Genomic DNA, 24,882 nt, shown 5'->3' with positions numbered 1-24,882 from the left:
CCTTCCCATAGGCAATAGTTATTCAAGGGGTCTCGATGGTACGTAAATACAAATATAACAATAATAACAAGTATCTATTAACATAGGCCACGCGAGGAGGAGCGAACATCGTCATCGTCGGATTGTCCCTTTGGGCGCAACATATTAATAGCTGTTAATAAATTAAACACATTGTACTCTTGCGTTAACAGTTGCCGCCTCGGCCCGGCGCCGTCAACCATCCGTAACTACTATTAAAAAAATATATATTATCACCATGGCACGCCTGTTGCTTTAGCAGCGGGGCCAGGGATGATTTCGTCCTGGATTAAGCAACCGTAAACCGTGTTTGTGCAAGCATCCGGCCTGGGGCCGGCTGACGGTCAAGGAGAGAGAGTGATGTTCAAGCGTTCGATCGTAGTCTTGTTGGTCCTGGGCTTTATCGCGGCGGGCCTGGGTGTGGCCCTGGCCGCCGGCGAAACCGGCAACTCCCGCAAGGGCAAGTACCTCTATCGCAAGAACTGCCGGGTCTGTCATGTGGAAAACGGCAAGGCCAAGGAGCTGAGCCCCATTTCCATGACCCAGGCCCAGTGGAAGACCACCTTTGACGGCCGCGACAAGCTGCCCTGCAAGGCCGAGTGGGCCAAGCTGTCCGACAAGGACATCAACGACATCTACGCCTATCTCTGGGGCCACGCCAAGGACTCCCCCTCTCCGGCCAAGTGCAAGTAAGCCATCTCGCGGCGCGGCGGCGGCTTATTGCCGCCGCGCCTTCGTTCCAGCGCGGTTTTGTCTAACGGAGAATCGACCATGGCCCAGACAAGCAGCCGGGGAATATCCCGGCGGGGCTTTTTAAAGTTGGCCGGCGCCGCGGGCGCGGCGGCGGCGGTCGGGGGAGGGGTCACCGGGCCCAAGCCTGCCCAGGCGGCCGGTGGCCTCAAACCCGGTTTTGAGAGCAAGTACAGCGTCTGCGACATGTGCTTCAACAAGTGCAGCCTCATCGCCAGGGTGCAGGGCGGGGTAATCCAGAAGCTGGACCCCAACCCCAAGTTCCTCAAGTCCCGGGGCATGCTCTGCGCCCGGGGCAACGCCGGGGTGGAGCAGGTCTACGGGGCCGACCGCCTCAAGTACCCCCTGCTCAGGGTGGGTGAGCGCGGCGAGGGCAAGTTCAAGCGCATCTCCTGGGACCAGGCCCTGGACCTCATGGCCGCCAAGTTCACGGACATCGGCAAGCGCTACACCCGCTGCGGCTTTATGTTCATGGCCGGTTCGGACATGCAGTCCACCTTTGTGCACCGCTTCGCCGAGGCCTACGGCTCCTACAACACCCTGAGCCACGAGTCCATGTGCCTCATCGCGGGCACCCGGGCCTTTTTGGATACCTTCGGCGAGGTGCCCATTCCGGACATGCTCTACACCAAGTACGTGGTCATGGCCGGGGCCAACCGCTTCGAGTCCCTGGTCACCCCGGACAGCATGGACCTGATGACCGCCATGAAAAAGGGCGCCAAGCTGGTGGTGCTGGACCCGCGCTACACCAAGACTGCGGCCAAGGCCGACGAGTGGTTCGCCATCAAGCCGCGCACCGACATGGCCTTCATGCTGGCCATAGCCCACGTGCTCATCACCGAAAAGCTCTACGACAAGAAGTTCGTGGCCGAGAAAACCTACGGCATAGAGCAGCTCACCAAGCACGTGCAGCCCTACACCCCCCAGTGGGCGGCCGAGCAGTGCGACATCCCGGCCAAGGAAATCACCCGCATCGCCCGGGAGCTGGCCGCCGCCGCCCCAGCGGCCATGGTCTATCCCGGACGGCGCAGCTCCAACTACACCGACTCCACCCAGATCCGCCGCTCCTACGCCATCGTCAACGCCCTGTTGGGCAACTGGGACCGGCCCGGCGGGCTCACCGCCGCGCGGGTGGTGGGCCTGGGCGGGGGCATCCCTTTCGAGGCTCCCTTCTATGAGGAGAACCCCGAGGACCGCATCGACGCGGGCAAGGCCACCCTCATGTTTCCCGAGGAGGGCTCCTTCAAGCTGGCCCGCGACGCGGTGCTGGAGGGCAAGCCCTATCCGGTGAAGGGTTTCTTCATCTACCACACCAACCCCATGCAGACCGCGGCCAACCGCAGCAAAACGGTGGCCATGCTTAACTCCATGGAGTTCGTGGTGAGTATGGACATCCACATGAGTGACACGGCCTATATGGCCGACCTGGTGCTGCCCAGTCAGACCTATCTGGAGCGCCAGGATCCCTGCTCGGCCCAGCAAGGCTCCAGCGCCTGCGCCTGCGTGGTCATGCGCGACCCGGTGGTGGCTCCCCTCTACGAGTCCAAGCCGGTGTTCTGGGTTATGCAGCAGGTGGCGGCGCGCATGGGCATGGGCAAGTACTTCGATTTCACCATCGAGCAGTTCCGCGACAAGCAGCTGGCGGGCCTGGCCGGGGCCAAAGAGGCCCTCGTGCGCGACGGGGTCTACTACAACCCCTCCAAGCTCTACGGGGTCTACGAGGGCAAGATCTACAAGACCAAGTCCCACAAGATCGAGCTGTTCAACAGCCGCTACGCCGAAATGGGCCTGGACCCCATGCCGGTGTACGCCCCGCCCAAGCCCGGCGGCACGGCCCGCATGCGCATGGTGGTGGGGCGCAACGCGGTCATCACCCAGTCCTCCAGCCAGAACAACGCCCTGCTGGCCAAGTTCCAGCCCACCAATTACCTGTGGATACACCCGGAGCGGGCCCAGGAGCTGGACGTCAAGGACGGCGACTGGGTGTGGGTGAAGAGCCCGGCGGGCAAGCAGCGCATCCAGGCCAAGGTGACCCACGGGATCCGGCCGGACACGGTGTACATGGCCACCGGTTTCGGGGTGCTCAGCCCCGGCCTGGCCAACATCTACGGCAAGGGCGCCTGCATCGCCCAGGTGCTTAACGACGACTTCGACTCCATCACCGGCAACATGGCCATGCACGAGACCTGGGTGCGGGTGGGCAAGGAGGCGGCCTGATGGCCAAACAGCTAGGCATGGTTATCGACGCCGGGCTTTGCATCGATTGCAAGGGCTGCATGGCCGCCTGCAAGGTGGCCAACGAGGTGCCGGGCGACAACTGGCGCAACTGGATCAAGAGCGGCGACATGGACCTGCGGGCCCAGAAGCGCGGCCGCATGGTGTTCCAGCCGGGCAACTGCATGCAATGCGACAAGCCCACCTGCGTGAGCGCCTGTCCCACCGGGGCCACCTACAAGAGCAAGAGCGACGGGGTGGTGGTCATCGACCGGGGCCTGTGCATCGGCTGCGGCCAGTGCATAAAGGCCTGCCCCTATGGGGCCCGCTACCGCAACGACAAGCTCAAGGTGGCCGACAAGTGCGACTTCTGCGCCTCGCGCCGGGCGGTGGGCCTGGAGCCTGCCTGTGTGAGCACCTGTCCCACCAAGGCCCGGGTCTTCGGCGACCTGAACGACCCCGCCAACCCGGCGGGCAAGCTGATGGCCGCCAACAAGGCCAAGGCCACCCAGGTGGTCAACGCCCAGAGCAACACCGACCCCAACCTCTACTACCTGGGCGAGGCGGGCCTCAAGTCCTGGCCGGTAAAGGCCCAGATGCCCGGCGCCTTCGAGTTCTGGAAAAACCTGGCCGACCCGGCGGTAAAGGTGGTGGTGGGGCTCAGCGGCCTGGGGGTGCTGGCCATGCTGGGCAAGCAGCTCATGCTCAAAAACGACGCCCCTCCCCCGGAGGAGCACGGTGAGGAGGGCGGCCATGAGTAGCCCCAAAATGATCTTCCGCCACACCAGGGCGGGCATCTTCATCCATTGGTTCAACGCGGCCTGCTGGTTCTTTCTGCTGTTCACCGGCCTGGCCCTCATCCAGAACCCGGAGCTGAACCCCCTGGGGGCCGGCTATCCCAACGCGGTGCGGGCCGTGTTCGGCGGCGGCGCCAATCTGCTGGTGGCCCACTGGCTGGTGGCCCTGATCTGGCTGGCGGTGTGGGTGGGCTATTTCTTCTGGGGCCTGAGCCGTTTCGTGGCCCCCTTCCTGCACGACACCTTCACCCTGGAGCCCAACCGCGACATCCAGTGGATGATCAAGAAGAACCTGCAGATGATCCTGGGCTACAAGATGATGGCCAAGCTGGTAAAGCCCCTGGGCTACGACGGCCAGATGCCGCCCCAGGAGTATTACAACGCTGGCCAGAAGGTGGCCGCCCAGGGCATCATCATCGGGGCCCTGGTGCTGGTGGGCACCGGCTTCATCATGTTGTTCAGCAAGTATTTCTTCACCGCCGCCGACGTCTGGCTGGTGCAGTGGTCCATCACCGTGCACTTCATCGCCGCCGGCGTCACCACCGCCCTGCTGATGGTGCACATCTACATGGCCGCCATCAGCAAGGATGAGCGCCCGGCCTTCATCTCCATGTTCACCGGCACGGTACCCGCCGAGTACGCCAAGCATCATCACCAGCTCTGGTACGAGGAGCTGGAAGAAAAATAAACCCTCGAGGTTGGATTATTAGAGGAGGTTTTCAGTCATGAGATTTCTCAGCAAAGGCGCCTTGGCGCTCATGGTCATGCTCCTGGCAGTGGCATTGACCGTACCGGCCCTGGCCGCCGACGAGCCGGCCTTCAAACGCTATCCCCAGACCGTGGACGCTCCCTTTGTCAAGGCCATGGTGGACGGCAAGACCAAGGGCTATCTCTACGACGCCCGGCCCTATCAAAAGAAGTACCTCAAGGGCCACATCCCCGGCGCGATTAGCCTGCCCGCCACCCAGTTCGACAAGGACGTGGGCAAGCTGCCCAAGGACAAGGCCGCCCTGGTGGTGTTCTACTGCGGCGGCCTCAAGTGCGCCCTGAGCCACAAGGCCGCCTTCAAGGCCCAGGCCCTGGGCTACACCAACATCAAGGTCTACGACGAGGGCTATCCCCAGTGGAAGAAGCTCTACGGCGTCGGCGTGGTGGGCCCCGACCCGGTGGCCAAGGCCGCCCCCGCCTTCAAGGCCTTCCCGGTGATCGTGGAGGCCGCGGCGGTCAAGCCCGTGGTGGACGGCAAAGAGGTGGGCCTGGTTATCGACGCCCGGCCCAAGGCCAAGAAATACGACAAGGGCCACATCCCCGGCGCCCTGTCCCTGCCCACCAGCCAGTTTGACAAGATGAAGGGGCTGCTGCCCGCCAACAAGAAGGCCCTGATCATCTTCTACTGCGACGGGCTCAAGTGCGCCCTGAGCCACAAGGCCGCCTACAAGGCCCAGGCCATGGGCTACACCAACGTCAAGGTCTTTGCCAAGGGCTATCCCGAGTGGAAAAAGGTCTACGGCGCGGGCGTGGCCGCGGCCGCCGCTCCCCAGGCCGCCAAGCAGGCCCAGGGCAGCCTGAAGCCGGGCAAGGAAGAGGGCAGCGTGGACATCGCCTTCTTCCAGGAGACCATGGCCAAAAATCCAGGCAGCATCTACGTGATCGACGTGCGCGATCCCGGCGAGTACAAGGCCGGCGCCATCAAGGGCTCCAAGAACATCCCGGTGGACAAGCTGGAAAAGACCCTGGACCAGCTGCCCCAGGACAAGCCGGTGGTGTTCGTCTGCGGCACCGGCGCGCGTAGCGGAGAGGCCTATTACATGGTCAAGGACAAGCGCCCGGCCATGACCGACGTGTACTACGTGGACGGCGAGATCACCTTCAACGCCGACGGCACCTTCAAGGTCGCCCCGCCCAAGTAGCCAGAACTTGCGCGGCGAGCTTACCATACCGACCAGCGGCCCGGCCTCCCTTCGCGGGGGGCTGGGCCTCGTTTTGGCCGCCTTGCTTGGGCTGCTGCTCAGCGCCTTGCTGCCCGCCGCCGCCCCGGCCGCCGAGCCTCCGTCCTGGTGGGCCCAGGCCCAGGCCGAGGCCAAGCAAAACGGCTACCAGCTAATCGACGACGCCCAGCTTAAGGCCCTCTTGGCCACCCGGCCCGCGCCGGTGCTTTTGGACGTACGGCCGGACTACGAATACGCCCAGGACCATATCCCCGGCGCTGTCAACCTGGAGTTTCATCTAGGCGACCGCGCCACCCTGGACCCGGCCAAGGCCCAGCGCCTGGCCCAGCTGGTGGGGCCGGACAAAAACCGGGCCCTGATCATCTACTGCCGCAGCTTCCGTTGCCTGCGCAGCGGCATCGCCGCCCGTTGGGCGGTGGACATGGGCTACAAGCAGGTGCTGCGCTACCCGGCCGGTTGGCACGGCTGGCTGGCCTCCCAGGGCCAGGTGGCCGCCGACGCCAAGCCCGGCGGGCTCCGGGTGGGGGACTACTTCCCCTCCTGCCGTTTGGTGGTGCTGGACAGCGAAGGCGACCGGGCCTATTTGGGCCTGAAGCATAAGGAGCCCAGCTTCGCCCTGGAAGACGTGTCCGCCGACTATCTGTTCGTGGAGCTCTACAACGAGCTGTGCTACGGCTGCCTCAAGGAGGTGGCCTCCTACAATCAGCTTTTCATCGACATCGGCCAGGATCCGGCCCTCAAGGGCCGCCTGAAGATGCTGGGCCTGGGGGTGGGCAGCCTCAACCGCGAGGTCAAGCGCTTTCGGCGGCAAAAGAAGGTGCTCTTCCCCCTGTTCGCCGACAAGGGGCGGGAGGTTTTCCACTGTCTGGGCGAACCGGAGCTGCCCGTGGCCTACCTGATCCGGCGCACCGCCCAGGGACGCTGGAAGATACTATCCATGATGTCCGGGCATATCGGCGATACCCAGGCGGTGCTAAGGAGCATCAAATCGGCTTTGGCCAAGGCCCCCGCGCCCTAGGCGCTCAGGCCCGTTGCTCCGAGGGAAAGGCCTCCTTGGCGACCTCTTGCAGCATGGCCGTCAGCAGCGAGGCGAACATGGGCAGCATGGGGCTGCTAGCCTCCGCTTGGCGGATGACGAAATCCTTGACCCAGGGCAACATGAAGCGCGCGGCCATCTCCCCGGCCTCTTCCAGTCCCCACTCCCGCCGCCCGGCCAGCCCCTCCTCCAGGATGAAGATCAGGTACTCCAACTCCACGGCCAGATGGTCCGGCGGCTCGCCGCTCTTTTCCCCCAAGCTCAGCCCGGCCTGTTCCAGGCGCAGGGCCATGGCCCCGGCGGGCGGGCCCATCACCAGGCCGTCCCCCACGTAGCAGGAGTGATACAAGGGCGCGCCGTTTCCCGCCGGAGGGTTGACGTGGGTGGCCACGTAGGCGGTCTCCAACTCCAGGCACAGGGCCTCGGAGGACGGGGCGTTTTGCAGGTAGGCTTGTATGGAGCGCAGAGTGGGCGCGGCGTCGGGCACGATCCGGGCCAGGCGGCTGAAGAGGTCGCGGTAGGCCGGGCTAGCCAAATCCTCGCACAATTCCTGATCCGGGCCCCAGTAAAACCGGGCCAGCATGCTTAGGCCGTCCAAAAGCGTCTCTTTATTCCGGAGCGGAGGTTTTTCAGGGGGCATGGATCCTCGTCGGAAACGACGCCCGGGCCGGCGCAATGCGCCGTCCGGGCGTTGGCGTTTTAGTCCCAGATGGGCGCGGCCGTGAGGTCCACGGCGTTGAGCACCAACTCGGTAATCTGTTCTTCCGCGGCTTCCAGGGGCACCAGGCTGGTGTTGAGCACCATGTGGTACAGGCTGGGATCGTTGGGATCGCCTTGGTGGAAGTTGGCCAGATAACGTTCGCGCTTGCGGGTCTCGCGGTTGATCATGGCCTCGGCCTTGTCCGGTTCCATCTTGTAGTTGTCCACCATGAACTTGATGCGGTCGGCCCGCTCGGCCACCAATAGCACCCTGAGCGCGTTGGGGTCGCGGCGCAGGATGAACTGGCTGCCCCGGCCCAGGATCACCACGTTGTCTTCCTTGGCCAGGTCTTCGATGATCCTGGTGAGGAACTCCACATAGCGCTTCTCGTCGAAGTCCGAGCCGCTCTCCCCCAGGTGGCGGTCGATGAAGCTGGAGGGCACCAGGGTGGAGAGAAAGCGCATGAGGTGGCCGCCGGCCTCGCGTTCCACGCCCTCCACCCATTTGATGGATACGTTGGCCTTTTCCGCCACCTTGTGCATGAGGGCCTCGTCCACGAACTGGTATCCCAACCGTTGGGCCACCCGGGCGCCCAGGGTCTTGCCGCCCGCTCCGAACTGCCTGGAAATCGTCAGCACCGCCATATAGCTACTCCACTTGAGTGTGGTTTGGCTCTTGCCGCCCTCCCGCGGCCCGCCTTAAGCCAAAGCCTGCTTTTTAAAATCAGCGTCGATGCGTCTGACAAGTTTGGTGACTTGTTTGGTGGCCCCCTCCAGGGACAGCAAGCTGGTGTTAAGCACCAGGTGATATAGGCTGGCTTCGTCCGGCTCACCGGGATAGAAGTTGTTCAAAAAACGGGCGCGTTTCTTGTCCGCCTCTTGGATGAGGCTCTTGGCCGCGGCCTGGTCCAGGTTGTAATTCATGGTCATGAAACCGATGCGGTGGGGCAGTTCGGCCACCAAGAGCACGCGCACCGTGTCCGGCCGATAGCGCAGGATGAACTGGCTGCCCCGGCCCAGCATGACCACCTTGCCCTCATCGGCCAACTCCTGGATCACCTGGCTCAACCGCTGTATGTGGTCCTTGTCGTCGCCTTGTTTGCTGGTCCAGCGATCCATGAAGTTGCTGGGAGCCAGCGAGGTGAGCAACTCCACCACCTGGCGATGGTATTGGCTGTGCCCCGCCTCGTCGCCGGGAGGTCCTCCGGCCGCTTTGTCGGCCAGTTGGTCCAGTTGGGATTCATGCAGAAAGTGGTAGCCCAACTCGGCTGCCACCAGAGTCCCCAAGGTTCTCCCCCCGGCCCCGAACTGCCGCGAGATGCTGACCACCGCCATGCGCCGACCTCCTTGCCTTGGTTTTTCCAGGACTCTCCCTTGCCCGCGATTGTTTCTTGATGGTAACCAGCTTTGGTATCTTCATCATAAACCATGCCCAAGTCCCCTGGCAATCGCCCCCGTGAGGCACTCCCCATTCACCGGTTGCCAAGGGCCGCGCGGCTCACCTATACTGGATTTCAGGTGGTAATTTGCCGCCGGAAACGCCGGGCCGGGCCCGCTTTCCGGCGCCAAGCATAAGCGATAACCGATCAGAGACTACGAGGACGCCCCAAGGCAAAAAATAAGCAGCATGGCTCGAACCCGCCCCCGGCGTTCTGCAGCGAGGCCGCCCCGACTTGCCGCGGCCGCGAGAGGTGAACGCCCATGCCGCAACCGCCAACTGCCGAGGAGCGCTATCAGGCCGAAGCGCGCGTAGTCTCCGGCCAAACCAGAACCGCCCGCCGCTTTTACACCTTCATCTTCATCTTCCCCACGCTTATGCTCCTTTGGGTGGTGTTGTCCGGGCGCTTCGACGCCTTCCACCTCACCCTGGGAGTCATATCCTGCGCCCTGGTCTCCTTTTTCTCCGGAGACCTGCTCTTCCCCCACGCCCCCCATCCCCTCCGCACCCTGCGCCTGTGGTGGCGCTTCCCCCTCTACGTGCCTTGGTTGCTCTACCAGATCTTTCTGGCCAACCTGCACCTCCTCTACCTCACCTTCCACCCCCGCATGCCCCAACTCATCGATCCCCACATGGTCCGCTTCCGCAGCAAGCTAAAGGGCGAGATGGCCCTGTTGGCCTTCGCCAATTCCATAACCCTTACCCCGGGCACCATCACCGTCCGGGTGAGCCCGGACGGCGATTTCGTGGTGCACGCCATCGACCGCTTTTCCGGCGAGGCCCTGCCCGGGGAAATGGAGGAGCGCCTGGCGCGCACCTTCGGGGAGGATTGATGGACAAGGTCTTTCTCTATGCCGGTTTGATCCTGTGCCTAATCATGGTGCTCTCGCTCTGGCGGGCGGTGCTGGGGCCCAGCGTCTTGGACCGGCTTATCGGGGTCAACGCCGTGGGCAGCAAGACCACGGTGCTTTTGGTGCTGGTGGGGCTGTTGTTCCACCGGGTGGACATGTTCGTGGACATCGCCCTGGCCTATGCCCTGTTGAACTTCGTGGCCGTGTTGGCCGCGTCGCGCTATTTCCAGAAGCGCGGCGGCCTGGGGCGCTGAGGGGAGGGGAGTCGCTAGCCATGAACCTGGTGGTGGCCATACTCCTGGGTGCGGGGCTGGTGTTCTTCGCCGGCGGCGCGGTGGGCATCCTGCGCTTCCCAGACTTTTACTCCCGCCTGCACCCGGCGGGCAAGATGGACACCCTGGGCAGCTTCCTGATGCTGGGGGCCCTGGCCCTGTATCACCTTTACCCCTTCAACCTGGACGACGTTTTGGTGGCCATCAAGATCGCCCTGATCGTGGTGTTCTATTTCCTGGCCAGCCCCACCGCCACCCACGCCATCGTGGACGCGGGCATCCGGGCGGGGCAGGCGGCCTGGCAAAAGCCCAAGGCGGGGGCGGGATCATGATCTGGCAGATCGACTTGGCCGTGTTGATCCTGGTGGTGGTGTGCGCGGTGGGGGCCCTGGCGGTCAAGGATCTCATGAGCGCGGCCATCCTCTTCGGGGCTTACAGCTTTTTGATGTGCATCCTCTGGGCGGTGATGGGCGCGGTGGACGTTGCCTTCACCGAGGCCTCGGTGGGGGCGGGGGTGAGCACCGTGTTTTTCGTGGCCGCGGTATTTCGCACCAGCCGAAGGAGCAAGGATTGAAGGCACTGGCCCTGGCCATAGTGGTTCTGGTGGGGGGGCTGTTGATCTCGGCCACCGTGGACTTTCCCGATTGGGGTGATCCCGCCTCCCCGGCGGCCCTGCACGTATCCCCTCGCTACATCGAAAAGAGCCTGGAGGAGACCTCGGTGCCCAACGTGGTCACCTCGGTGCTGGCCGACTACCGGGGCTTTGACACCATGTTCGAGACCACGGTGGTGTTCACCGCCGGGGTGGCCTGCTTCCTGCTGCTGCGGCGGCGCGAGCCCCGCCCGGAGCCCACGCGGGTCTACCGCCACCAGGCCACCGGGGTGATCGTGGAGATGAGCCAGCCTCCGGAGAGCGAGCCCGCCCCCGAGGTTTTCCAGCGCATCGACGACGACTGGACCCCCCACGACCTGATCGTGATGAACGTGTGCCGTTTGCTCATCCCCTTTATCCAGCTTTTCGGCCTCTACGTCATCGCCCATGGCCACCACAGCCCCGGCGGCGGCTTCCAGGGCGGGGTGATCCTGGGGGCCAGCGTCATCCTCATCGCCCTGTCCTGGGACCTGCGCACCGCGGAAATGCGCCTGCACGAGGTGACCACCGGCCTGATGAGCGCCATCGGGGTGTTCATCTACGCCGGGGTGGGGGCCCTGGCCCTGGCTCTGGGTGGCAACTTTCTGGACTACGCCGCCCTGGCCCCCCTGCTAAGGGTGGACCCCATAGCCGCCCGCAGCCTGGGCATCTTCTTCGTGGAGGTGGGGGTGGGCCTGGCGGTTATGGCCACCATGGTGTTTATCTACAAAAACCTGGCCTCCGAGGGCCGCCTGGACCAGGGGCTGTAGCCATGGAACATTACATTCCCCTGTTTCTCACCAAGTACAACTACTGGGTCTACACCACCCTGATGATGATCGGCCTATGGGCCATGATCGCCAAGAACAACCTGGTCAAGAAGATCGTGGGCATGAACATCTTCCAGACCGCCATCATCCTGTTCTACGTGTCCATCGGGGCCAAGTACGGGGCCACCATCCCCATCATCGAGCACGGCGCTGGCCACGGGGCCGAGGCAGCGATACGGGCGGCGGACTACATCAACCCGCTGCCCCACGTGTTGATGCTCACCGCCATCGTGGTCTCGGTGGCCACCCTGGGGGTGGCCCTGGCCCTGGTCATCAACATCCACCGCCGCCACCACACCCTGGAAGAAGACGAGATTCTGGAGCAGCTAAGGGAGCCATGAGCGAGCAATTCCCAGCCCTGGTGGTGATCGGCCCTTTGCTGGCCGCGCTCATGGTCAGCGTGGCCGGGTGGCTGCGCCCCCGCCTGTGCCTGCCCCTGGCCCTGCTGGGCCTGGGCATCGCCGCCGCCGCTTCCACCGGCCTGCTGGCCCAGGTGTTGGCCCACGGCCCGATCAGCTACCGCCTGGGCGGCTGGCCCCCGCCCTGGGGCATCGTCTACCACCTGGACAACCTCAACGCGGTGGTGGCCGCCCTGGTCTCCTGGGTGGCCCTGGTCAACCTGGTGGCCGCCCACCGGGCGGTGCTCACCGACTACCCCGACAAGATCGGCCCCTTTTACACCCTCTACGTCCTGGCGGTCACCGGCATGCTGGGCATGGTGGTCACCGGCGACGCCTTCAACCTCTACGTGCTCTTGGAAATCACCTCGCTCACCGGCTATGCCCTTATCGGCCTGGGGGGAGGGCGGGCCCCCTTGGCCAGCCTGAACTACCTGTTCCTGGGCACCATCGGGGCCAGCTTCTACCTGCTGGGGGTGGGCTACCTCTACATCGTCACCGGCAGCCTGAACATGGCCGACCTGGCCCGGCTTCTGGCCCCCCTGCACGGCTCCCTGGCCCTCACCGCCGCCTTTGCCATCACTCTGGTGGGGCTGTGGATGAAGATGGCCTTTTTCCCCCTGCACGCCTGGCTGCCCAACGCCTACGGCTTCGCCCCCTCCCCGGCGGCCAGCCTCTTGGCCCCCTTGATGACCAAGGTGATGGTCTACGTGATGATCCGGGTGATGATCTCGGTGTTCACCGTGGAGTTCATCCTGCGCGAGGTTTTGCTCAGCCAGTTCGTGGTGTGGCTGGCCGTGGCGGCCATGGTGGGCGGGGCGCTCATGGCCCTGGGCCAGCGCGACCTCAAGCGCATGCTGGCCTACATCGTGGTGGCCGAGGTGGGCTACATGGTGGGCGGGGCCTGGCTGGGCAACCGCCTGGCCATGACCGGGGCCATATTGCACATCATCAACGACGCGGTGATGACCTTCTGCGTGTTCTTGGCCGCCGGTTGCATCTTTCAGAAACGGCGGGGCACCGCCTTCGAGGACCTGCAGGGGCTGTTCAAGAAGATGCCCTGGACCATGGCAGCCCTGGCCGCCGGGGCCCTGGCCGTCATCGGGGTGCCCCCCACCTGCGGCTTTTTCTCCAAGTGGTACCTCATCCGGGGCGGTCTGGAGGCGGGGCACTGGGGTTTCGTGGCGGGGCTCATTTTCTCCAGCCTGGTCAACGTGGTGCTCTTCTTCCGCGTGTTCGAGATCGCCTTTTTCGAACCTTTGGACCACGGCCACGGGCACGGGGAGACGGGCGGAGCCGTGGCCCTGACCGAGGCGCCCTTGTCCATGCTGCTGCCGCTGATGGCCGCCGCCCTGGGTCTTCTGGCCCTGGGCCTGGCCACCGGGCCCCTGGTGGAGCGGGTGATCCTGCCCATCATCCCTGCGGGGCTGGGGTAGGCTGTGGCGCTTACTTACTCCATCGTGCCGCTGCTGGCGGTACTGGTTTCCCTGGCGGCGGTGCCGCTCATCATCCTGTGCCGGGGCCGCCCCAACGCCCGCGAGACGGTGACCTTCGCCGCCGCCGGGATCAAGCTGCTTCTGGTGGCCTCGCTGTTGCCCGCCGTGCTGGCGGGCCGGGAGGTGGGCCTCACCCTGGCCCCGGTGTTGCCCGGCGCGCCCCTGGCCCTCAAGGTGGACGCCTTCGGCCTGCTATTCGCCCTGGTCTCCTCCAGCCTGTGGATCGTGACCAGCGCCTATTCCATCGGCTACATGCGCGGCCTGGACGAGCACTCCCAGACCCGCTACTTCTGCTTTTTCGCGGTGGCCCTGTCGGCCACCATCGGGGTGGCCTTCAGCGCCAACCTGTTCACCATGTACCTGTTCTACGAGATGCTCTCCCTGGCCACCTATCCCCTGGTGACCCACCACCAGGACCCCGAGGCCCGCTCCTCGGGGCGCAAGTACCTGTTGTACATCATGGGCACCTCCATCGGCCTGGCCCTGCCGGCCATGATCATCGCCTACCAGCAGGCGGGCACCCTGGCCTTCGCGCCCACCGGCTTCTTGGCCGGCAAGGTGAGCCCAATGCTGGCCGGGGTTCTGTTGTTCATGTTCGTGTTCGGATTTGCCAAGGCGGCGGTGATGCCAATGCACTCCTGGCTGCCCGCCGCCATGGTGGCCCCCACTCCGGTCAGCGCCCTGCTGCACGCCGTGGCCGTGGTCAAGGTGGGGGCCTTCTCCATCCTGCGGATCATCACCGGCGTCTTCGGGGTGGACCTGCTAAAGGGCCTGGACCTGGGCCTGGCCGTGGCCTGGGTGGCCTCCTTCACCATCATCGTGGCCTCCTTGATCGCCCTGAGCCAGGACGGGCTCAAGCGCCGCCTAGCCTTTTCCACCATCGGCCAGCTCAGCTACATCGTGCTGGGCCTGGCCCTGCTCTCGCCCAAGGGCATGATCGGCGGCAGCCTGCACATCGCCATGCACGCCTTTGGCAAGATCACTCTGTTCATGTGCGCCGGGGCCATCTTCGTGGCCACCGGCAAGAAGAACGTCAGCCAGATGAGCGGCATCGGCAGGCGCATGCCCTGGACCATGGCCGCCTTTTTGGTGGGCAGCCTCAGCGTCATCGGCCTGCCCCCCACCGGCGGATTCATCAGCAAGTGGTACCTGGCCCTGGGCTGCTTGCAGGCCGGCTCGGTGGCCCTGCTGGTGGTGCTGTTGGTCAGCTCGCTTTTGAACGCGGCCTACTTTCTGCCCGTCGTGTACCGCGCCTATTTCAAGCCCCCGGCCGAGGAGGCCTGGGCGGCGGGACGCGACGAGGGCCCTGCCGCGGCCTGGGTTCCGCCGCTGATCACCGCGGCCTGTTCCCTGGTGCTGTTCTTCTATCCCCAACCCTTCCTGCGCCTGGCCCAGATGGCCGTGGCCCGCCTGTTCGGAGGATGAACGTGGAGCAAGGCGAACTGCGCGAGCTGAAGCACGAGGCCGAGCCCGGCTACCGGCCGGTGCTGTGGAGCCTGGTGGGGGTGGCCGTGGCGTATCTGGTGTTGGTGCTCACCGGGGTCGTGAGTTAGGGAGGCGGCCATGCGCGAGCTGAAGATATTCGACAAGCCCAAAAATGTGAAGCGCCTGCTGGTGGGGCTGTACATCTTGCTGGCCGGGCTGCTGGCGGCCGACTTTTTCATCTCCAAGCACGGCCACTTTTCCTGGGAAGAGGCCCCGGAGTTCTACGCGGCCTACGGCTTTTTGTGCTACCTGGCCCTGATCGTGCTGGCCAAGATCCTGCGCCGGTTCATCAAGCGGCCGGAGGACTACTATGATTAGCGGCCTGCCTCCGGCGCTGTTGTTCTTGGCGGGTGCGGCCGTGGTGCCGCTGCTGCCCCAGCGCTTCAAGCAGGCCTTCATGCTGGCCCTGCCCCTGTTTGCCCTCTACGCCCTGTACGTCACCCCCCTGGGCACCTATTGGAGCTTCAGCTTCCTGGATTATCAGATCGTCTTGATGAAGCTGGACCGCCTGAGCCGTGTCTTTGCCTACATCTTCCTGATCATCTCGGTGATCGGCTTGCTCTTCGCCCTCAAGGTGGAGGACGACCTGCAGCACAGCGCGGCCCTGGTCTACGCGGGCGGCGCCTTGGGGGTCACCCTGTGCGGCGACTGGTTCAGCCTCTACGTGTACTGGGAGTTCATGGCCGTGGCCTCCACCTTCCTGATCCTGGCCCGGCGTACCCCCCAGGCCCGGCGGGCGTCCTTGCGCTACATCCTGGTGCATCTGTTCGGCGGCCTGCTGTTGTTCGCGGGCATCATGCTGCTGTTGGCCGGGGGAGGGGGCATCGCCATCGGGGCGCTGAAGCTGGAGGGCCCGGCGGCCTGGCTCATCTTCCTGGGCATCGCCCTGAACGCGGCCATCCCGCCCCTGCATCCCTGGCTCAAGGACGCCTACCCCGAGGCCACCCCCACCGGGGCGGTGTTCCTGAGCGCCTTCACCACCAAGAGCGCGGTGTACCTCATGTGCCGCACCTTTGCCGGGGCCGAGGTGCTCATCTGGGTGGGGGCGATCATGACCATCTTCCCCATCTTCTACGCGGTGCTGGAAAACGACATCCGCCGGGTGCTCTCCTACAGCCTCATGAACCAGGTGGGCTACATGATGTGCGGCATCGGCATCGGCACCACCCTGGCCATCAACGGCACGGTGGGCCACGCCTTTTGCCACATCCTCTACAAGGCCCTGTTGTTCATGGCCGCGGGCAGCGTGCTCACCATGACCGGGCGCATCCGCTGCACCGACCTGGGCGGCCTGTACAAGACCATGCCGCTGACCGCTGTGTTCTGCATGGTGGGCTCGGCCTCCATCAGCGCCTTCCCCCTGTTCAGCGGCTTTGTCTCCAAGTCCATGATCGTCAGCGCGGCGGGCCTGCAACACCTTACGACCATCTGGTTCATGCTGCAGTTCGCCTCGGTGGGAGTCATCGACCACGCGGGCATCAAGGTGCCTTACTTCACCTTCTTCGGCCACGACTCGGGGGTCCGGGCCAGCGACCCGCCTTGGAACATGACCTGGGCCATGGGCATCGCCGCCGTGTTCTGCCTGGGCCTCGGCGTCTTCCCCCAGCCGCTGTACGCCCTTTTGCCCTTCCCGGTGGACTACGCCCCCTACACCGGGGCCCACGTGGTGGGGCAACTGCAACTGCTACTGTTCGGGGCCCTGGCCTTCGTGCTGCTCATCTACTCCGGCTACTATCCGGCCGAGATCCGGGCCATCAACCTGGACTTCGACTGGTTCTACCGCAAGGGCGGCCGGGCCTTCTACCGCCTGGTGGATTGGGGGCTCAACGGGGTCAACGCGGCGGGCGAGCGCTGGCTGGTGAACGGCCTCACCGGCTCCATCAACCGCTTTGCCCGCCAGGCTCCGGCCATCACGGCTAAGCTGGTGCTGGTGCCGGTGTGGTGGCTGTTCAGGGTGCGGGGCTGGCCCCTGGAGCGGCGCAAGCGGGAGCTGGAGCGAGGCTTCGCTCGGGGGGCCCTACCGGTGGGGGTGGGCGCCATGGCCGCCTTGATGATGCTCTTGGTGCTTTACCTTTTGGCTTAAAATGAAACCAAGGCCACTAAAAACCAAACCGTCACGGACTTGGGAGGAGAGAAGCCATGGCTTCGATCAGTGACCTGAAGCAAATCTATCTGCTGCAAAACCTGGATGAGCAGATGCTGGAGAGGCTGGCCCCCCTGGCCCAGGGCAAACAATACGAGGAAAAGGACGTCGTCTTCGAACAGGGCCAAGAGGCGGACAACTTCTTCATGCTCCTGAGCGGGAAGGTGTTGCTCAAGGTGGACATATCCGCAGCGGTGACCATCTCCCTGGGCGCGGTCAAGCCCGGCTATTCCTTTGGCTGGTCCTCCCTGTTGGGCCTGGACTACACCTCCCAGGCCGCCTGCGCCGAGCCCTGCGAGGTGCTGGTGATCCGGGGCAGCGAGTTCAAGGAGGTCTTGGAGAGCGACCACACCATGGGCTACCGGGTGATGGAGGGCGTGGTGCGTATCCTGGAGAACCGCCTGAAGCGGCGCACCGAGCAGTTCATCAAAACCCTGCGCAAGCAGATGGAAATCTGGGACCTGTTCTAGGCCCGCCCTCATCCCGCCGGCGGCTCCTCCGGGCGGTGCTTGACACCCCTGGTCGGCCAGCGTATGTCTAACCAACCGAGATTTTCCTACCACGGGAGACAGCATGGCTGAGCGCAAGGGACTGGTGATGGTTAACACCGGCGACGGCAAGGGCAAGACCACCGCCGCCCTGGGGCTGGTTCTCAGGGCCTCGGGCTATGGTTGGCGCATCCTCATCATCCAGTTCATCAAGAGCGGCAAGGGCTACAGTGAGTTCGAGGCCGCGGGCAAGCTGCCCGGGGTGGAGATTCGCGCTACCGGCCAGGGGCTGATCCGGCCCGGCGCCGACCGCACCTCCCACCGCGAGGCGGCCCGCCAGGGCTGGGAGATGGCCCGCGACGAGGTGGCCTCCGGCCGCTGGGACCTGATCGTCCTGGACGAGATCAACATCGCCATGCGCATGGGTTTCGTGGACCCCGACGAGGTGGCCCAACTTATTAAGGACAAGCCGCCAAGTTTGCACCTGGTGCTCACCGGCCGCGACTGCCCGGAAAAGATCATGGACCTGGCCGACATGGTCACGGTCATGGAGGCCCGCAAACATCACGCCGACAATGGGGTGGCCGCCCAAAAGGGCGTGGAGTTCTAGGCCGGGCGGTGCCGCGATGATTTTCAGCAACGTGGGCTACTGCCCCTGCGGCCAGGAGGTCTGGATCGAATACCTGCACGGCGCCCAGGGCTGGCGCTGCCGTTTTTTCGGGCCTGACGAGCAGGAGGTGGAGCGCTGCCCCTCCTGCGGCCGGGAGCTGAAGGAAGACGACCTGGAGTCCCGCTGAAGCTTTTTCCCGCCAACCCAACCTTCCCCGCCGCCCGCTCAATTTGCCTCGGAGCGAATAAGAACCTATCCTATTACGTAGGTGAACTTAGCGAGAGGCAAAAATGAGCGGGAAACGAGTAAACCAGCACTGGCTGTGGGCCGTGATTCTGGCTGCCAGCGTGTTGTTGGGCGCCTCGGCCATGGGGAAGGATATGAGCAGCGAACAAGGCAAGACGGCGACGGCCACCTTCGCGGGCGGTTGCTTTTGGTGCATGGAGCCGCCCTTTGACAAACTGCCCGGGGTAATCTCCACCACCTCGGGCTACACCGGCGGCACGGTGAAAGATCCCACTTACGAGGAGGTGTCGGCCGGGGGCACCGGCCACGCCGAGGCCTTGGAGGTAGTCTACGATCCGTCCAAGATTACCTACGCCCAGTTGTTGGATGTGTTCTGGCGCAACATCGACCCCACGGTGAAGGACCGCCAGTTCTGCGACGTGGGCAATCAGTACCGCACGGCCATCTTCTATCACGACGATGAGCAGAAGCGCCTGGCTCTGGAGTCCAAGCAGCGCCTGGAGAAGAGCGGCAAGCTGGGGGCTGTCTACACGGAGATAGTCCCCGCCGGGCCGTTTTACCCGGCCGAGGACTATCACCAGGACTATTACCAGAAGAACCCCATCCGCTATAAGTATTACCGCTGGAGCTGCGGCCGCGACCAGCGCCTGGAGGAGTTGTGGGGCAAGTAAGCGCCCCGCTGGCCTGACGTCCTAGGCCGGCCTGGCGCCCAAGACCTGGAACACCTCCAAGGGCTCGGCCACGTTTTTCAGGCGTTGGGGGCCGATGCCGGCGATCTCGAAGCGGTCCCCCACCCGCCGGGCGGTCTCCGGTCCGATGAAGATCTTGCCCTCGGTGGCCAGGGCGCCGATGCGCGCCGCGTTGTTGGTCACCGAGCCGCTGGCGGTGAAGGTCCAGCGGGTGCCCGCAAGGCCCTCGAAGCGCGAGCTGCCCACCAGCGCGGTGCCCGAGTTGACCCCGATGTTGACCCGCACCGGCTGGAAACGCCCGGCCAACTCCTGGTTCACCTTGGCCACCTTGCGCTCCACGGCCAGGGCGGTGTTCACCGCGTTCACCGCGTGTTGCACCGGGTCGTCGTCCTGGAAGATGATCATCAGCCCGTCCCCGGCGGTCTCGTTGATATCGCCGTGGTTCTGGTAGATGTCGTCCAGGAAACTGGAGAAGTAGCGCTCGATCAAGAAGTTCATGTCCTCGCCGGTCACCTGCTCGCTCATCTTGGTGTAGCCGGCCACGTCCAAAAACAGCACTGACACGTCGGTTTCTCGTTTGTTCAGGTCCGGGGCCTCGGGGGCCTCGTCGATGCGCGCCTTCACCGAGGCGGGCACGAACTTGCTCAGGGTGTTCTCGATGTTCTCCAATAGCTCGATGCGGTGCAGGCTGTCTTCCAGCTGCTGCTTTTTGCGCTTGAGCTCCTCCACGTGGGCGTGCAGGTCTCCGGCCATGGTGTTGAAGGTGTGGGCCAGCTCGCCCACCTCGTCGCCGGGGCGGATGCCGGTCACCCTGGTCAGGAGATCCCCCCCGGCCAGGCGCTTGGCTCCGTGGGTGAGCAGCTTCACCGGCTTGGTCAGCCCCACCACCATGAGAAACACCACGATGCCCATGAGCCCCAGGCCGCCCAGCGCGAAATACATCTGGTGGCGGGTCAGATTTTTCACCGGGGCCAGCACCGCGTCTTCCGGGGCCACCACCCCGTAGCTCCAGCCCACCCCCTTTACCGGGGCATAGGCCAACCAGGCGTCCCGCTTGCTAATGGGGTCCTTGATCCGGAGCACCCCCTTGGCCCCCCGCACCATGCGCCGCCCCAGTTGGCGCAGCTCGGCGCTGTGCATCTCCTCGGCCAGGGAGAAGATGCTTTGGCGCATGACCAGTTCGTCCTTGGGGCCGGCCAGGAAAGTGCCCTGGCGGGTTATCAAAAAGGCGTAGCCCCCTTCGCTGACCGCCAGGGAGCGCACCTCCCGGCCCAAATAGCCCAGGTCCACGTCGGCGGTGACCACTCCCAGCACCTGGCCCTTTTTCACCATGGGCGCGGAGAAGGTGGACATCAGGATGTCGCCGCCGCCCTCGTCGAAATAGGGCTCGCTCCACACGCCATGGCCCAGCAGGGTGGGCACCAGATACCAGTTTTGGCTGGGGTAGTCATAGGCCGGGCTGTCCAGGTCGATGACCTTGAGGCCCTGGGGCGAGCGATAGGCATAGACGGAAAAGGCGCGCCGGTCCGAGGCGAAGGAGTAGGGGGCCAGGGCCAGGGCCATGCCGTAGACCCGGGGGTTGGCCACCAGGTTTTGGCTGAGCAGGCGGCGGGCCATGGCCTCGCCGGAAACGCCCACCTCCTCCAGGGTCACCGCCAGGTCCAGGGCCGGGGCGCTGACCTTGACCAGACGCCGGGCCAACTCCCCCGCCTGGGCCGAGGCCAGATCCAGCAGCTGCTCCTGGCTGGACTCCAGGAGGGCCGAGGAGGCCTCCCAATGGCTGATCAGGGCCATGGCCGTGGCCACCACCGCCACCCCGCTGAGCACGAAGATGACGAAGCGAGCCCTGAGGCGCAGCCAGCGCGGTTTCAGTCCTGGATCGCTCATGGCTCTTTCCAGGCCTCGGCCACGAAGCCCTGGGCCTCCACCGGCGCGGGGATAAAGCCCTGGGACACCAGGATGCGGTTCACCTGCAAGAGGTCGTAGGGCGAAAGCTGGCCCAGGAGCGCGGTGCCCACCCGGTGGGTGTAGAGATCCTGCATGCTTTTAAGCATCCAGCGCTGGTGAGCCGGGTTGCTGGCCAGCTTGGCCGCGTTCACCCGCTTCATCACCGCGGCCAGGGCCAGCTCGGGCTGGGCAAAGGCCCGCCGCCAGCCCTCCAGGCTGGCGCGGGTGAAGGCCCGGCACACCTGGGCGCGCTGCTTCCAGGTGTCTTGCATGGCGTAGAGGCCGTCTTCCGGGAAGTTCAGCCCCTGCTCGGCGAAGTCGAAAACCGTGATTTCGTCCCGGTCCACCCCGGCCTGGTAGATCTGGTCGTACTCGTTGTAGAGCATGGCCGTGGCCGCGTCCACCGCCCGCTGCAGAAAGGGGGCCATGGACACGCTTTGGTTCACTTCCTCCACCTGGATGCCCGCCTTGGCGAACAGGGCCCGGGGAGGCACCGCGAACTGACGCCGCCACAGGCCCACCTTGCGGCCGTTCAGATCCCGGATGTTGCGGATGCCGCTGTCGTTGAAAACCACCAGCAGCAGGGCCGAGCGCTGGACCAACTGGGCCAGGTTGACCAGCTCCACCCCTTGGGAGCGCGCCACCATGGCCTCGGAGAGCCAACTCAGGGCGAAGTCGCAACGCCGCGCGGCCAGCTCGCCCAGGGGATCCACGCCCGGCCCGCCGGGGCGGATTTCCACCTCCAGGCCGGCCTGGCGGTACAGCCCCAGGTCTTGGGCCAGGTAAAAGCCGGCGAACTGGGCCTGATGCACCCATTGCAACTGCAGGCTCACCTTGGTGAGCGCCCCGGCCGGGGCCGCGGCCAACAGCAGGGCGCAGGCCATAAGGGCCGCAACCCAAAATTTACCACGATCCATTAGGCGCATCGCCGGTTTACCTCCGGCCCCATGGTAGCCCCGCCGCCCCCCCCTGGCAATAGGGCGGGCAGGGGAAACGCCGGCATTAAATAAAAAGTGTAGGGTGGCACTTTACACTTGACATAAAACAGGGCCCGGCCTAGCCTGGAGTCATGAGCGCTAAAAACAAAAAACCAAGCCAAAGAGACGGCGGCGGCGCGGGCGACTCCTTGGGCCTGCGCATGAACCAATTGGTGACCGCCACCGGCCTGCCCAAATCCACGCTGTTGTATTACGTGGAGCAAGGGCTCTTGCCCGCCCCGGTGAAGACCAGCCCCAACATGGCCTATTACCATCCTTCCTGCGTGGAGCGGGCCCAGCTGATCAAGCGCATGCAGAGCCAACACCGCCTGCCTTTGGGCAAGATCAAGGTCATCCTGGAAGCCCAGGCTCAAGGGCAGGACCTGGAGGCTCTCATCGCCTTGGGGCAGGAGATCTTCGGCCAGGGGCAGGGCCCTATGTTGAACCAGCGGGAGTTCCTGCGTCAGAGCGGCCTGAGCGCCCAGGCCCTGAAAAGTTGCCAGGACGCCGGGCTCTTGCTCCCCCTGGAGCCGGGGCGTTTCGACCAGCAAGACCTGGCCGTGGGGCGGATGTTGGCCCGGGACATGGAGAGGGGGGTGAGCCCCAAGGATCTGTCCTTTTATAACCGCCTGGGCGCCATGATCGTGGATCAGGAGATGGCCCTGCGTCTGCGGCTTACCAAGGAGTTGCCCCCCGCCGCCGACGCCGAGATGACCCTGGCCCTTACCCAGTCGGCCCGCACCATGCGCATCTACGTGATCGATCGCCTGTTCCAGCACCGGGTGGCCAAGGCGCACCACCTTAAGGACGAGGAGATGCTTTCATGAACTCCACCCGCCGCTGGAGGATTTTGGGCTTGGCGCCCATGGCCGCCTCGGCGGTGTTGATCACCGCGGGCCAGGCCAGCGGATGGCCGCTGGGCCCGATGCGCTGGCTGGCCCTGGGCCTTTTTGCCGCCGCCCTGGCCGCCCTGGCTCCCCTGCGCCGGGCCGGACGGGCCACGGCCATCGACCTGAGTTTTGGGGCCTTCCTGCTCTTGGCCGTGACCGGAGTCTGGCTTTGGCCCTCCGGCCTGGGCCGGGCCCTGGCCGCCGGGCCCGTGGCTTGGCTGTACTGGGTGCTTTTGGCCGGGGTTAGCCTGCCCTGGGCCTTTGGCGCGCCGCCTTTTACCGAGGCCTTTGCCAAGCGCAACACCCCCGAGGCGGTGTGGGCAACCGAGGTTTTCCGGCGCATCAACCGCAACATGACCCTGGTTTGGTGCCTGCTGTTTCTGGCCGCCGCGCTCAGCGCCACCCTGGCGGCCCGGTTGCCCGCCCTGGCGGGTCCCTGGGCCCAGGCCCTGTTAACCGGAGCGATCCCCCTGGGCCTGATGCTGGGCCTGGGGCTGCCTTTCACCAAAAAATATCCCGCCTATTACCAACGCAAGCTGGGCCTGGAGCCGCTGGCAGGGAGCGCCTCGCCGTCGCCCGCCGCGCGCCCCGCGTCCGAGCCTATCGCGCCGCCTGCCATGGCGCGCCAGACCACGGAGGAAACCATGTCCGCGAAAAAGACCATAGTGGCCCTGAACGGCTCGCCCCACGGGGCCATCGGCAACACCGCGCAGATGATCGAGATGCTGCGCCCCACCCTGGAGGAGGAAGGCCTGATTCTGGAGGTCATCGGCCTCAACGACAAGGAGATCGACTACTGCACCGGTTGCGCCGTGTGCCTGGAAAAGGGCAAGTGCTGGATTCCCGACGACCACCGCGGTTTGGTGAAAAAGCTCCTGGAGGCGGACGGCATCATCCTGGCCTCGCCGGTGTACTTCTTCCACGTCACCGCCCAGATGAAGACCTTCATCGACCGCAGCCTGGGCTGGGGGCACAAGCCCCGGGACACCTACAAGCCCGGCCTGGCCATCAGCGTGGCCGCGGTTTTCCAGGAGGTGGAGGTGGCCGATTACCTGGCCCAGATGCTGCATGTTTACGGGTCCTATTCGGTGGGCACCCTGACGGCCATGGCCACCGGCCCCGGCGGCTTCCTGGGGCGGGAAACCGTGGAGGCCCGGGCCCGCGACTTGGCCCGCGACCTGGCCCGGGCGGTCAAGGAAAAGCGGCGCTACCCCGGCACCAGCCACGACCTGTTCTTCTATCTGCACATGGGCTGGCTGGTGAAGGCCAACAAAGACGGGGTGATGCAGGCCGATTATCGCCATTGGGAGGAAAAGGGTTTCTTCCAGGGGTTTGAGAAGTACACGGACCAGACCTGGGCTCCCACGTCCGAATTGGGCGATGCGGGGCGGGAGGCCTGGGTAAAGCATATGATCGCCGAGCGCAAGCAGAAGAAGATGATGCAGGCCGGGCCCGACGCGGCCGAGCAGGCTCGCCTGGCCAGCCCCCACCCCTCGGATTTGCCCCAGAACTGCCACCAACTCATCGAAGGCATGCCCCAGGCCTTCCACCCCGACCAGGCCCAGGGCCTGGAGGCGACGATCCAGTTCAAGGTGAGCGGCACCGAAAACTTCGACGCCTACCTGAGCATAGCCGGGGGCAATTGCGCCTTCCACGAGGGCAAGGCCGACAACCCCACCCTGACCATCGAGACCCCGGCCCAGGTCTGGCTGGACATCGCCTACGGCCGCCAGGACGGCCAGGCCGCCTTCATGCAGGGCCTGTACAAGGTGCAGGGCGACATCAGCTTGCTGATGCGTTTAGGAGGCATGTTCGCCAGCCGCTGAGGCCGCGCCAAAACCGGCCGACCGGGGCCGCGCCGGCCCCGGTTGGCCCTTGTATTGGGGTCGCCAAAGACTATTGTCATGCGAAAGCGTTTGGCATAGTCTTGGGGGGCCGGGCTCTGGCCCCGGCGCATGGTGACAAGCACAATCCGGGAAAGGGATCGCCGGCCACGGGGCTGGGCGCGGTTCTGTTTCCCTGCACTCC

28 protein-coding genes are annotated in these 24,882 nt (G+C 65.0%); 23 read left to right on the top strand and 5 right to left on the bottom strand.

Features of this window, described 5'->3' with window-relative positions; genetic code table 11:
* The first annotated feature begins 378 nt into the window (after window positions 1–378).
* The 6 genes from AACH32_RS15515 (at window position 379) to AACH32_RS15490 (ending at window position 6,746) form a co-directional block, all read left to right on the top strand.
* Entirely contained in the window at window positions 379–711 is a 333-nt protein-coding gene (locus tag AACH32_RS15515) for a c-type cytochrome (RefSeq protein WP_338601414.1), read from the top strand.
* Between the two features lie 78 nt (window positions 712–789).
* Window positions 790–2,985, top strand: a complete 2,196-nt coding sequence (locus AACH32_RS15510) for a molybdopterin-containing oxidoreductase family protein (protein WP_338601412.1) — start codon at window positions 790–792, stop codon at window positions 2,983–2,985.
* Complete coding sequence (locus AACH32_RS15505; RefSeq protein WP_338601410.1) at window positions 2,985–3,743, top strand: 4Fe-4S dicluster domain-containing protein; 759 nt, start codon at window positions 2,985–2,987, stop codon at window positions 3,741–3,743. Before AACH32_RS15510 ends, AACH32_RS15505 begins: the two co-directional genes overlap by 1 nt.
* The gene (locus AACH32_RS15500; RefSeq protein ID WP_338601408.1) at window positions 3,736–4,467 is read left to right on the top strand and encodes a formate dehydrogenase subunit gamma; all 732 of its coding nucleotides are present in this window, start codon (window positions 3,736–3,738) and stop codon (window positions 4,465–4,467) included. Before AACH32_RS15505 ends, AACH32_RS15500 begins: the two co-directional genes overlap by 8 nt.
* Window positions 4,468–4,504: 37 nt before the next feature.
* Complete coding sequence (locus AACH32_RS15495; RefSeq protein WP_338601405.1) at window positions 4,505–5,689, top strand: rhodanese-like domain-containing protein; 1,185 nt, start codon at window positions 4,505–4,507, stop codon at window positions 5,687–5,689.
* 7 nt (window positions 5,690–5,696) lie between these two features.
* Entirely contained in the window at window positions 5,697–6,746 is a 1,050-nt protein-coding gene (locus AACH32_RS15490) for a rhodanese-like domain-containing protein (RefSeq protein ID WP_338601401.1), read from the top strand.
* A 4-nt stretch (window positions 6,747–6,750) separates the two neighbouring features.
* On the opposite strand, the gene AACH32_RS15485 is transcribed toward AACH32_RS15490, so the two are convergent.
* From AACH32_RS15485 to AACH32_RS15475, 3 genes are all read right to left on the bottom strand, one after another.
* On the bottom strand, window positions 6,751–7,362 hold the full coding sequence (locus tag AACH32_RS15485) for a TorD/DmsD family molecular chaperone (protein ID WP_338601399.1): 612 nt from the start codon (window positions 7,360–7,362) through the stop codon (window positions 6,751–6,753).
* 101 nt (window positions 7,363–7,463) lie between these two features.
* Window positions 7,464–8,108: an AAA family ATPase gene (locus AACH32_RS15480; protein ID WP_338601396.1), complete on the bottom strand. Its 645-nt coding sequence runs from the start codon at window positions 8,106–8,108 to the stop codon at window positions 7,464–7,466.
* 54 nt (window positions 8,109–8,162) lie between these two features.
* On the bottom strand, window positions 8,163–8,798 hold the full coding sequence (locus AACH32_RS15475; RefSeq protein ID WP_338601394.1) for a cytidylate kinase-like family protein: 636 nt from the start codon (window positions 8,796–8,798) through the stop codon (window positions 8,163–8,165).
* A gap of 366 nt (window positions 8,799–9,164) precedes the next feature.
* Between AACH32_RS15475 and AACH32_RS15470 the strand changes: the two genes are divergently transcribed.
* The 15 genes from AACH32_RS15470 (at window position 9,165) to msrA (ending at window position 19,022) form a co-directional block, all read left to right on the top strand.
* Complete coding sequence (locus AACH32_RS15470) at window positions 9,165–9,734, top strand: Na+/H+ antiporter subunit E (protein ID WP_338601392.1); 570 nt, start codon at window positions 9,165–9,167, stop codon at window positions 9,732–9,734.
* The gene (locus tag AACH32_RS15465; RefSeq protein WP_338601389.1) at window positions 9,734–10,006 is read left to right on the top strand and encodes a monovalent cation/H+ antiporter complex subunit F; all 273 of its coding nucleotides are present in this window, start codon (window positions 9,734–9,736) and stop codon (window positions 10,004–10,006) included. Before AACH32_RS15470 ends, AACH32_RS15465 begins: the two co-directional genes overlap by 1 nt.
* Window positions 10,007–10,026: 20 nt before the next feature.
* Complete coding sequence (gene mnhG, locus AACH32_RS15460; protein WP_338601387.1) at window positions 10,027–10,356, top strand: monovalent cation/H(+) antiporter subunit G; 330 nt, start codon at window positions 10,027–10,029, stop codon at window positions 10,354–10,356.
* Complete coding sequence (locus AACH32_RS15455) at window positions 10,353–10,598, top strand: hydrogenase subunit MbhD domain-containing protein (RefSeq protein WP_338601385.1); 246 nt, start codon at window positions 10,353–10,355, stop codon at window positions 10,596–10,598. Before mnhG ends, AACH32_RS15455 begins: the two co-directional genes overlap by 4 nt.
* Window positions 10,595–11,425 carry a Na(+)/H(+) antiporter subunit B gene (locus tag AACH32_RS15450; RefSeq protein ID WP_338601382.1) on the top strand — a complete coding sequence of 277 codons (831 nt, stop codon included), beginning with the start codon at window positions 10,595–10,597 and terminating at the stop codon, window positions 11,423–11,425. Before AACH32_RS15455 ends, AACH32_RS15450 begins: the two co-directional genes overlap by 4 nt.
* A gap of 2 nt (window positions 11,426–11,427) precedes the next feature.
* Window positions 11,428–11,826, top strand: coding sequence for a cation:proton antiporter subunit C (locus AACH32_RS15445; RefSeq protein ID WP_338601379.1), 399 nt, complete (start codon window positions 11,428–11,430; stop codon window positions 11,824–11,826).
* Window positions 11,823–13,319, top strand: coding sequence for a complex I subunit 5 family protein (locus AACH32_RS15440; protein WP_338601376.1), 1,497 nt, complete (start codon window positions 11,823–11,825; stop codon window positions 13,317–13,319). The genes AACH32_RS15445 and AACH32_RS15440 overlap by 4 nt, the downstream gene beginning before the upstream one ends.
* Before the next feature lie 3 nt (window positions 13,320–13,322).
* Entirely contained in the window at window positions 13,323–14,804 is a 1,482-nt protein-coding gene (locus AACH32_RS15435; RefSeq protein ID WP_338601374.1) for a monovalent cation/H+ antiporter subunit D family protein, read from the top strand.
* A 2-nt stretch (window positions 14,805–14,806) separates the two neighbouring features.
* Window positions 14,807–14,932, top strand: a complete 126-nt coding sequence (locus AACH32_RS15430; protein ID WP_338601372.1) for a hypothetical protein — start codon at window positions 14,807–14,809, stop codon at window positions 14,930–14,932.
* 10 nt (window positions 14,933–14,942) lie between these two features.
* Window positions 14,943–15,182: a hypothetical protein gene (locus AACH32_RS15425; RefSeq protein ID WP_338601370.1), complete on the top strand. Its 240-nt coding sequence runs from the start codon at window positions 14,943–14,945 to the stop codon at window positions 15,180–15,182.
* A complete protein-coding gene (locus AACH32_RS15420) occupies window positions 15,175–16,947 on the top strand; it encodes a Na(+)/H(+) antiporter subunit D (protein ID WP_338601367.1) in 1,773 nt (590 codons plus the stop codon). Before AACH32_RS15425 ends, AACH32_RS15420 begins: the two co-directional genes overlap by 8 nt.
* A 56-nt stretch (window positions 16,948–17,003) precedes the next feature.
* Window positions 17,004–17,477: a Crp/Fnr family transcriptional regulator gene (locus AACH32_RS15415; RefSeq protein ID WP_338601365.1), complete on the top strand. Its 474-nt coding sequence runs from the start codon at window positions 17,004–17,006 to the stop codon at window positions 17,475–17,477.
* Window positions 17,478–17,580: 103 nt separating this feature from the next.
* Entirely contained in the window at window positions 17,581–18,105 is a 525-nt protein-coding gene (gene cobO / locus AACH32_RS15410; RefSeq protein WP_338601363.1) for a cob(I)yrinic acid a,c-diamide adenosyltransferase, read from the top strand.
* Between the two features lie 16 nt (window positions 18,106–18,121).
* Window positions 18,122–18,292, top strand: a complete 171-nt coding sequence (locus AACH32_RS15405; protein ID WP_338601360.1) for a hypothetical protein — start codon at window positions 18,122–18,124, stop codon at window positions 18,290–18,292.
* Window positions 18,293–18,395: 103 nt separating this feature from the next.
* A complete protein-coding gene (gene msrA / locus AACH32_RS15400; protein ID WP_338601358.1) occupies window positions 18,396–19,022 on the top strand; it encodes a peptide-methionine (S)-S-oxide reductase MsrA in 627 nt (208 codons plus the stop codon).
* Between the two features lie 21 nt (window positions 19,023–19,043).
* On the opposite strand, the gene AACH32_RS15395 is transcribed toward msrA, so the two are convergent.
* Together AACH32_RS15395 and AACH32_RS15390 are read right to left on the bottom strand one after the other, a co-directional pair.
* A complete protein-coding gene (locus AACH32_RS15395; RefSeq protein WP_338601355.1) occupies window positions 19,044–20,927 on the bottom strand; it encodes a PDC sensor domain-containing protein in 1,884 nt (627 codons plus the stop codon).
* On the bottom strand, window positions 20,924–21,904 hold the full coding sequence (locus AACH32_RS15390; RefSeq protein WP_338601352.1) for an ABC transporter substrate-binding protein: 981 nt from the start codon (window positions 21,902–21,904) through the stop codon (window positions 20,924–20,926). The genes AACH32_RS15395 and AACH32_RS15390 overlap by 4 nt, the downstream gene beginning before the upstream one ends.
* A 152-nt stretch (window positions 21,905–22,056) precedes the next feature.
* Here AACH32_RS15390 and AACH32_RS15385 point away from each other — a divergent pair, with 152 nt between their 5' ends.
* Together AACH32_RS15385 and AACH32_RS15380 are read left to right on the top strand one after the other, a co-directional pair.
* On the top strand, window positions 22,057–22,791 hold the full coding sequence (locus tag AACH32_RS15385; RefSeq protein ID WP_338601349.1) for a MerR family transcriptional regulator: 735 nt from the start codon (window positions 22,057–22,059) through the stop codon (window positions 22,789–22,791).
* Window positions 22,788–24,680: an NAD(P)H-dependent oxidoreductase gene (locus AACH32_RS15380; protein ID WP_338601347.1), complete on the top strand. Its 1,893-nt coding sequence runs from the start codon at window positions 22,788–22,790 to the stop codon at window positions 24,678–24,680. Before AACH32_RS15385 ends, AACH32_RS15380 begins: the two co-directional genes overlap by 4 nt.
* Window positions 24,681–24,882 lie beyond the last annotated feature (202 nt).

The organism is Desulfoferula mesophila (genome assembly GCF_037076455.1).
Taxonomy (GTDB): domain Bacteria; phylum Desulfobacterota; class Desulfarculia; order Desulfarculales; family Desulfarculaceae; genus Desulfoferula; species Desulfoferula mesophila.
The sequence above is the reverse complement of the archived record's forward strand: the minus strand, read 5'-3'. Positions and strand labels throughout refer to the sequence as shown.